Genomic DNA, 6,780 nt, shown 5'->3' on the forward strand with positions numbered 1-6,780 from the left:
AGCTCGTCCTCGCCCGCGGCGGTCCGCCGCCCGCCGGCGGTCAGCTCCCAGACGTCGACCACGTGGTCCGGTGCGCCGGTGGTCCGCAGCCGCCACGGCGCGGGGCCGGTCGGGTAGCAGCGCAGCGTCAGTGCCTCGCCGCTGCCGAGGAACACCTCGACGATCGAGCCGTCCACGATCGCCCTGAAGTCCACCGAGCCGTCCGGTGCCCGCGACCCGCCCAGCGGGACCCGGTAGCGCCCCTTGAGCGCGCGCGGGTCCAGCGAGGCGTGGTCGCGGTCCACGACCAGCTCGCCGGCGACCGGGTCGACGACGAGGTCGAGGTGCTCGCCGGCCGCGGTCTCCAGGCGCACGCCGCACGGCGCGTCCGAGCGGGGGCGCAGCCGGGCGGTGAGGTCGAAGGCGGGGCCGACCTCGCCGAGGTCGTCGGCGCGGGACCAGCCGGTGGCGTGCGCGAGCTTGCGGCCTCGGTGGCCGAGGACCTCGGCGGCGGGCTGCTGGCGCACGCGCCCGTCCTCGGTGAGCGAGACCTCCCGGGGAACGCTGAGGACGCCGGCCCAGCCCGCCTCGCGGGTCCACTCCCGGTCGCGGGCCTCCCAGGACCAGCCCCACAGCAGCCAGCGGCCGTCGGGCGCGTGCAGCAGGGCGGGCGCGTAGAGGTCCGGGCCGTGGTCGAGGGGCTGGTGGCCGGTGGGGACGAACCGGTCGGCGTGCTCGCCGCCCACGTAGGCGCGCGTGCTGCGGGGGCCCGCCACCGCGTCCCACAGGCTCACGACGAGGACGCCGCGGTCGCCGAAGTCGGCGTACTGGGGGCACTCCCAGCCGGTCCAGCCCTCCACGCCCGGTCCGTCGGCGAAGAACGGCCCGAGGTAGTGCCAGTCGGCGAGGTCGGGTGACTCGTACAGCAGGGCCGCGCCGCGCTCGCCGGTGACGCTCGCGCCGACGAGCATCCGCCACCGGTCGCCGTGGCGCCAGACGTAGGGGTCGCGGTACATCGAGGTGCCCTCGGGCGGCACGGGGATCACCAGCCCGGGGTGCTTGCGCCAGGTGACGCCCCCGTCCTCGGACTCCGCGGTCGCGATCGGCTGCCACCAGCGGTCGGTGCGGTAGGCGGAGTAGAACGCCAGCATCCGGTCGCCGCGGGAGACGGCGTTGCCGGAGAAGCAGCCGTCGGCGTCGTCGCCGCCGGGCGTGGGCGCCAGCGCCACCGGCAGCTCCTCCCACGTGACGAGGTCCGCGCTGCGCTGGTGTCCCCAGTGGACGCCGGTGTGGTCGGGCCCGTGCGGGTTGTACTGGAAGAACACGTGGTAGTGGCCGTCGTGGAAGGTCAACCCGTTGGGGTCGTTGACCCAGTTCCGCGGCGGCCTGAGGTGGATCGCGGGCAGGTGGGTGTCGGGAGTCGACAACGGAGTCCTCGTGGTCGGAGCGGTCATCCCTTGACGCCGCTGGAGGCGATGCTGTCGATGAACGACCGCTGGAAGGCCAGGAACAGCGCGAGCACGGGGACGGTGATCATCGACGAGTACGCCATGACCTGTCCCCAGGAGACGTTGAGCTGGAAGAAGTACTGGATGCCGACCATGACCGGGCGCAGCTCCTCGTCCTGCACGACCATGAGCGGCCACAGGTAGGAGTTCCACGCGGGCAGGAAGGTCAGGATCGCCGCGGTCGCGACGGCCGGGCCGGACAGCGGCATGACGATCCGCCGGTAGATGCCGAACCAGCCCGCGCCGTCGATCAGCGCGGCCTCGTCGAGCTCCTTGGGGATGCTCTGGAAGTACTGGTGGAACAGGAAGATCGAGAACGCGTTCGCGACGAAGGGCAGAATTTGCACCCGGTAGGTGTCCAGCCACCCTTCGGTGAGGGTGAGGCCGAACCCGTTGACCTCCAGCCAGGGCAGCTCGTTCACCCACCAGACCATCGGCAGCGCGAAGGTCTCGAACGGCACGATCAGGGTGGCGATGATGACCGTGAGCAGGAGCTTGCGGCCGGGCCAGCGCATCCGGGACAGGGCGAAGGCCGCCAGGCTGTTGACGAGGATGCCCAGGACGATCGTGATCGCCGAGACGCCGAGGGAGTTGAGCAGGAACCGGATCGCGGGCACGCGGTCGAACACGGCGGTGTAGTTCTCCAGCGACAGGCTGCCGACCGGCAGGAACGCGCGGGGGCTGCCGAGGTCGCCGAAGATCTGCTGGTCCGGTTTGAACGACGAGACCAGCATGAACACCACGGGGAACGCGAAGAACAGCGCGAGCGCGACCCGCAGGGCGTGGACGGGCAGCCCGCGCAGCACCGCCCGGGGAGCGGGCCGGGGTGACCGGGTCGTCATGTCAGTCCTTCTCCCTGGTCAGGCGGCGCTGGACGAGCGAGACGACGAGCACCAGCACGAAGAACACCAGCGAGATCGCCGAGGCGTACGCGGTCTGCTGCTGCTGGTAGCCGCTGCGCACGGCCTGGTGGACCACCGTGGTGGTCGAGTCCAGCGGCCCGCCCTGGGTCATCACGTTGACCTGGGTGAACAGGCTGAACGCGGAGATGGTGATGGTGATCAGCACGAAGGTGCGGGTGGCCCGCAGTCCCGGCCAGGTCACGAACCGGAACCGCGTCCAGCGGCCCACGCCGTCGAGGGACGCGGCCTCGTAGAGGTCGGCGGGGATGGTCTGGAGACCGGACAACCAGATGACCATGTGGAAGCCCGCGCCCTGCCAGACGGACATGAACACGATCGCCGCCAGCGACGTCGAGGGGTCGTTGAGCCAGTCCGGACCTTGGACCAGGCCGAGGGTGACCGCGTCGATGACCCGGTTGAGGAGGCCGTCCTGCCGGTAGAGGAACGTCCACACGATCGACACCACCACCATGGAGGTGACCACCGGGATGAAGTAGACGGTGCGGAAGAAGTTCGTGCCCCGGAAGCGCCCGTTGACCAGCAGGGCCAGCCCGAGGGCGAGCCCCGCCTGCACGGGCACCACGACGGCCGCGAAGGTGAACGTGTTGAGCAGCGAGCGGAGGAAGACCGGGTCTTCCAGCAGCAGGGCGAAGTTGCGCAGGCCCACGAACCGGGCCGGGGTCGGCGAGATGAGGCGCGCGCTGGTGAAGGCCAGGGCGAAGGCCAGGCAGACCGGGACGACGAAGAAGACGAGCAGCAGCAGGACCGCGGGGCCGGCCATGCCGAGGGCGGTGAGGCCCTCCCTGCGGCGGGCGGCGCCGAGCGTGCTGCCGGGTGCGCGTCGCAGGCGCGCGCGGAGGGGAACAGCGGCGGTCACGGGATCTCCGGGCGGAACGGGCGCGCCCGGTGGAGACGGTCGGGTCTCCACCAGGCGGGCGGGGCGGGGCCGTCAGCCGGCGTAGAAGTCGTTCTGGGTGAGGTTGGCGTCGATCCGCTCGACCGCGTCGTCCAGGGCGGTCTTCGGGTCGGCGCCCGCGACGACGTCCTTGGCGGTCTTCTCGAACACCGAGGCGATGTAGGGGTAGGCGGGCGTCACGGGGCGCACCACCGCGAGGTCGCGGGCGGACCGGACGAGGGTCTCGTACCGGCCGCCGGGCTCGTAGCCGGGGATCTGCGCGGCGGCGGCGTCGGTGGCGGGGATGGTGCCGGTGGCCTTGGCGAAGTCCAGGAAGTACTTCGTCTTGCGGGTGAACTCCAGGAACGCGCGTGCGCCCTCCGGCTGCGCGCAGTTCGAGCTCATGGCCCACTGCCAGGACGCGCCGCCGATCTTCGGTCCCCGGCCGAAGTCCACGGGCGGCAGGATCAGCAGGTCGTCGCCCAGCTTCTCGACGTTCTTGGCCGCGTCCCAGCTGCCGTCCCACTCGATGGCGGACTTGCCGTTGAGGAAGTCGTCGTTGGGGCTGGAGCCGGACTTCTGGGCCATGTAGCCGTCGGTGACCAGGGAGCGGATCCACTTCGCCCAGTCGAGCGCCTCGGGACCGTTGAGCGCGCCCTGCGCGGTCTTGTAGGAGGAGCGGTCGACCAGGTCGCCGCCGAAGCTCTGCAGCTGCGGGGAGTAGGCGTAGGGCCACCACTCGCCGCTGCCGCCGGTGCCCATCTCCAGCGGGTGCTCGAACTTGCCGCCCGCCTTGAGGTCGGCCAGCGCCGAGGCGAACTCCGCGCGGGTCCAGGGCTGTTCGGGGGTGGGGATGCGGATGCCGTGCTCGTCGAGCACCGACCTGCGGGCGAACATCGTCAGCGCCACGTCGTAGAAGCCGAAGGCGTAGACCTCGTCCTGGTACTTGCCGACGGTGCTGGGCAGCTGGTCGTCCAGGGGGACCTCGCCGCCGGAGAGCTCCAGCGGGGCCAGGTAGCCGCCCCAGGCCCAGTTGGGCACGTTGGGGCCGTCCACGTCGAGGATGCAGGGCAGCTTCTTCGACGAGGAGGAGGCGACGACGGCGTCGTTGTAGGAGCCCTGGGGGAACGCCTCGATCTCGATCTCGTACGTCGTCTGGCTCGCGTTGAAGTCGTCGACCACCTTCTCGACGACGTCGTACTCGGCGGCGTTGCCCGCGTTGTGGGTCCACAGCTTCAGCACGCCGTCGCCGGCGCCCGATCCGCCGGTCCCGGTGCCGCAGCCGGTGAGGGCGGTCGCCGTGGTGACCGCCGCTAGACTCGCCGCGACGAGACGTCTGGTCCGCGCGTTCATGGTTCCTCCATCGTGCTGGGTCGGTTCTCGTCGGGCGGCCGGTGCAAGCGGTCGCCCAGTCGTGGTCGCTCCGTCGTCCCGGTGGTCAAGACCGGGGCGGCGGGGCGATCGAGTCCCTGCTCACCAGGGGGCAGTGCAGCACCTCCCGGAGGGCGGGGCCGGTGGTGCCGGGCGCGTCGATGAGGGCCTGCAGGAGCGCTATCGCCCGTGCCCCCATCCCGTAGTGCGGCAGGGCGACGGTGCTCAGGGCGGGGTGGAGGTTCTCGCTGATCAGCTCCTGGTTGTCGAAGCCGATCACGGACAGCTCCGCGGGGATCGCGAGGCCGAGTTCGCCGGCCGCGCGGTAGGCGCCCATCGCCATGCGGTCGTTGAAGCAGAACAGCGCCGTGGGTCTGTCCGCGGACGCGAGCAGGGCGCGGGCCGCGCGGTGGCCGCCGGGCGCGTCCGAGCGGTCGGCGACGACCAGCGCGGGGTCGAACCCGATGCCCCGCTCCGCCAGCGCGGCCCGGTACCCGGCGAGCCTGCCGCGCGAGGCGGGGATGTCGTCGGTGTTGGTGACGAACCCGATCCGGCGGTGGCCGTGCGCGAGGAGCTCCCGGGTGGCCGTCAGGCCGCCCTGCTCCTCGTCGGGCACGACCGAGGGCACCGAGGGGTCGTCGGAGCTCGCGTCCACCAGGATCGTCGGCACCGACCGGAGCTGGGGCGGCACCCGCACGACCCGGTGGTACATCGACGCGTAGAGGATGCCGTCGACGCCGTGCTGGACGAGCAGGGTGATCGCCTTGCGCTCCAGCTCCGGGTCGCCGCCGGTGTTGAGCATGAGCAGCAGCAGCCCCCGCTCGGTACCGGCGTCCTGGGCGCCCTGGATGATCTGCCCCGCGTGGGGCGTGGTGGCGATCTCGTCGCCGATGAAGCCCACCGTGTAGGTGCGGCTGGTCCGCAGTCCCCGCGCCAGGTTGTTGGGTCGGTACCCCAGCTCCCGGGCCACGCGGACCACGGTGGCCCGGGTCTCGGGGTTGATCCGCTTGCCCTCGACCTCGTTGAGGATGTGGGAGACCGTGGTCGCGGAGACACCGGCCGCCGCCGCCACGTCCTTGATCCCGATGCGCTTCACCGCAACCTGCCAAATCGTTTGGGCACTTGGTGCGGTGAAGGATTCATCAGGATGAAGCGGCTGTCAACGGCTTGTTGCGCACCTGTGTCCGACAGGGACGGCGCAGCCCGGTACCGCCGGTCGGGTTCAGGCCGGCGGTACCGGTCGGGCTCAGGCCGGCGGCGAACCGGGCAGCGCGGCGCGGCGCAGTGCGGGCAGGGACCTGACCAGCAGGTACCCGAGCACGCCGCCCAGGGTGTTCGCGAGGAGGTCGTTGACGTCGACGCTGCGACCGCTGCGCGCGAGGACGTAGACCAGCAGCTGGGCCACCTCGATCGACGCGCTGAACGCCAGCGACAGCGCCGCCACCCGTCCCGCGCTCGCGGCCCGCGCCGACACCAGCGGCAGGAGCACGCCGAACGGCACCAGCATCACCACGTTGAGCGCGAACGACGGCGCGTCCGCAGTCAGCAGCGGCACCGGGTTGACCTGCTCGTACCAGGCGGTCCGGTCGGCGTACGGGCCCGACTGCACGTCGATCGGGAACAGCGTGACGTGCGCGACCCCCGCGACGTACGCCGCGACCGCCGCCCGGACCACCAGCCGGCGCCCCGTCCACCCCGGACGGCCGCGCACCGCGCGCGTCACGAGCACCGCTCCCCACAGCGCGAGCGCGGGCACGAGCACGTACCACGACTCGATCCCCACACCCGCGTAACCGACGTCATCCCACACCTGCGGAACCTCCTGTCCGGACCTCGTGCCAGCGTGCGCCGGCCGCGCCGCGCGGACCTCCCTCCCCGGACGGGTCTTCCGGGTCCGCCTCCTCCTTTCGGCAGACCCCCTGCCGAGGGATACGGGGGCCGCGCCCGTTCCCTACGCTGGTCGGGTGCGGTCCTTCCCCCGAACAGCGGTCCTCCTGCCGGCCGTCGCGTGCGCGTTCGCCGTCCTCGGCCTGCTCGACCTGCGGCTGGGCGAGTTCAGCGGTCGGGGCCACGCGCGCCTGCCGTGGGCGGTCGCGATCGTCGTGGCGGCGATCGTCGTGGCGGC

General features: G+C 72.1%; 6 protein-coding genes. All 6 read right to left on the reverse strand.

Annotation, left to right across the window (positions count from 1 at the left end; all coding sequences use genetic code 11):
* The coding region (locus ACR807_RS40450) for a glycoside hydrolase family 32 protein (protein ID WP_438926840.1) at positions 1-1,406 on the reverse strand (1,406 nt) is incomplete at its 3' end.
* Between the two features lie 23 nt (positions 1,407-1,429).
* Positions 1,430-2,329: a carbohydrate ABC transporter permease gene (locus tag ACR807_RS40455; RefSeq protein WP_438926841.1), complete on the reverse strand. Its 900-nt coding sequence runs from the start codon at positions 2,327-2,329 to the stop codon at positions 1,430-1,432.
* Between the two features lies 1 nt (position 2,330).
* Positions 2,331-3,266, reverse strand: coding sequence for a carbohydrate ABC transporter permease (locus tag ACR807_RS40460; protein WP_438926842.1), 936 nt, complete (start codon positions 3,264-3,266; stop codon positions 2,331-2,333).
* Between the two features lie 72 nt (positions 3,267-3,338).
* Positions 3,339-4,637 carry an extracellular solute-binding protein gene (locus ACR807_RS40465; RefSeq protein ID WP_438926843.1) on the reverse strand — a complete coding sequence of 433 codons (1,299 nt, stop codon included), beginning with the start codon at positions 4,635-4,637 and terminating at the stop codon, positions 3,339-3,341.
* 85 nt (positions 4,638-4,722) lie between these two features.
* A complete protein-coding gene (locus ACR807_RS40470; RefSeq protein ID WP_438926844.1) occupies positions 4,723-5,751 on the reverse strand; it encodes a LacI family DNA-binding transcriptional regulator in 1,029 nt (342 codons plus the stop codon).
* Positions 5,752-5,901: 150 nt separating this feature from the next.
* Positions 5,902-6,465, reverse strand: coding sequence for a VanZ family protein (locus ACR807_RS40475; protein WP_438926845.1), 564 nt, complete (start codon positions 6,463-6,465; stop codon positions 5,902-5,904).
* Positions 6,466-6,780 lie beyond the last annotated feature (315 nt).

It is taken from the genome of Saccharothrix sabaoui, assembly GCF_051756985.1.
Taxonomy (GTDB): Bacteria; Actinomycetota; Actinomycetes; order Mycobacteriales; family Pseudonocardiaceae; genus Actinosynnema.

Bases quoted from the DNA above. Each gene is read 5' to 3' on its own strand.
- ACR807_RS40465 (WP_438926843.1), bottom strand. From the start codon at position 4,637: ATGAACGCGCGGACCAGACGTCTCGTCGCGGCGAGTCTAGCGGCGGTC.
- ACR807_RS40455 (WP_438926841.1), bottom strand. From the start codon at position 2,329: ATGACGACCCGGTCACCCCGGCCCGCTCCCCGGGCGGTGCTGCGCGGG.